The organism is Longimicrobiaceae bacterium, assembly GCA_035936415.1.
Classification (GTDB): domain Bacteria; phylum Gemmatimonadota; class Gemmatimonadetes; order Longimicrobiales; family Longimicrobiaceae; genus JAFAYN01.
The window spans coordinates 1-1,810 of record DASYWD010000213.1; the positions used below are offsets into that span (position 1 = coordinate 1).

The 1,810-nt window shown below is 76.1% G+C and carries 2 protein-coding genes; both read right to left on the bottom strand.

Annotated elements, in window-relative coordinates; translation table 11 throughout:
* Positions 1–348: hypothetical protein (locus VGR37_08415; GenBank protein HEV2147414.1), on the bottom strand; the 348-nt coding region annotated here is incomplete at its 3' end.
* Between the two features lie 361 nt (positions 349–709).
* Positions 710–1,726: a M23 family metallopeptidase gene (locus tag VGR37_08420; protein HEV2147415.1), complete on the bottom strand. Its 1,017-nt coding sequence runs from the start codon at positions 1,724–1,726 to the stop codon at positions 710–712.
* Positions 1,727–1,810 lie beyond the last annotated feature (84 nt).

Consider the following 1,810-nt stretch of genomic DNA (forward strand, 5'->3'; position numbering starts at 1 on the left):
CATGAGCAGGTCCTCGCCCCCGGCCCCCCGCGGGATCCGGCGGATGGCGGCCCCGGCGGCCAGCAGCGCGTCCCCGGTGCCCAGCTCCACGAGCACGGCGCCGTCGTCGGCCTCCAGGGGCGGGTCCTCGCACTCGGTGACCCGGACGCTGGGCTCCGGGCCGACCTCGTACCCCTGGAGGAGCCGGGACCCGCTTCCCCCGGCGGGGAGGAGCCGCGCGTCCTGTCCCGGCTGCGGCGCCAGCAGCAGCGGGAGGACGCGGTCCTCCGCCCGGCGCCGGAGGGATTCCCGTCCCGGTCCCCTGGGGGTGTTCCCGCGGTTCGGCGCATCGGTACCGATGGAGGTCACGAGCGAGATCGGTTGCGTGGACACTGTGCCGGTTCCCGGAGCGAACGTGACGCAGCCCGGGTCCCCGTAGCGACGGATCCCGGAGACTGCCTTAGCCTGCCTGCGCTGGATTGGAGAAGGGCGCCTCTACCCGTACGTGAGGCGCCCGGCGGCGGGGCTGCATGGCCGCCGCGAGCCCAAGAGCACGTGACGTGCCCTGCGGGGGGCGGGCGGCGGGGCGCACGAAGCGCGTATTCCGCAGCGGGTTAGCGAGGGGGCGCGAGCGGGGGGGGAGGGGCGGCAGGGCGGCGGACTGTTGCGGGCGCACCGCAGGTAGCGGACGGATCCTTCATGGAAACGCCTCGGCGGCGGCCGGACGCGCTCAGCGTCCGGAGCCGTCGCGCGCCCGCCTCGAAAGGACGGTCGGCGCCCGGGCCAGGAGGGCGCCGAGCTCCCTCCGCTCGGCGCGCCACGCCGGCGCGAGGCCCAGGTCGTGGGCCGGGCCCGCGTCCGCGGAGACCAGCTCCGGGTCCACGGGGCGTCCGCGCCGCCGGACCTCGTAGTGCAGGTGCGGGCCGGTGGCGAGGCCGGTCATCCCCACGTAGCCGACGACGTCGCCCTGCGACACCATCCGCCCCTCCGCCACCCCCGGCGCGATCCGCGACAGGTGCGCGTAGCGGGTGCTGTAGCCGTTGGGGTGCTGCACCTCCACCAGGTTGCCGTACCCGCCGCGCGCGTCCGCGAAGGTGACGCTCCCGTCCCCCGTGGCGCGCACCGGGGTCCCGGCCGCCGCGGCGTAGTCGGTCCCGGTGTGCGGGAGGACGCGGCGCAGGATGGGGTGCATCCGGTCCATGCGGAAGGGCGAGGTCACGCGCATGTGCTCCAGCGGGCGAGCCCAGGCCGCGGGGTCGAGCGAGCGGCCCAGCTCGTCGAAGTACCCGGGGCGCTCGGCGGCGTCGAAGAAGAACGCCTTGTGGAGCGACCCGCCCACCGCGGCCTCGGCGGCGAGCACCTGGATGGAGCGGGTGCTCCCGTCCGGACGCACCACGCGCTCGTACGCCACGCGGAGGCGTCCGCCGTTCCCCAGGGCGTCGGCGGGGAGGAGGGGGAGGAAGATCTTGTCCAGGTGCCTCCCGATCATCCCCCGCTCCGCGTCCGACAGGTCGCTGGCGAGGACGCGCAGCGCCTGGCTGAAGCTCCCCTGGGCGTAGCCGCCCAGGAACAGGGTGTCCACCCGCCCGGGGACGGCCCGGACGGCGGGGAGGAGCGTCGGCGCGTCTGCGTACGCGTCCGCGTCGGGGCGCGACCACGATGCGGCGGCGGCGCCCGCGAGGGAAAGGATGCTGAGCGCGGTGACGAGCGGCACGGCGGCGCGGCCGGGCCAGGGACTACGGTTCATGGGGAGGGGCTTCCGGAACTGCGGTGTGCGGTCGGAGAGGGTTGCAAGATAGGGTGCGGCGCCGGCCCGCGGAAGGGTCGGCGC

Coding starts and splice junctions, on each gene's coding strand:
- VGR37_08420 (HEV2147415.1), bottom strand. CDS start 1,726: ATGAACCGTAGTCCCTGGCCCGGCCGCGCCGCCGTGCCGCTCGTCACC.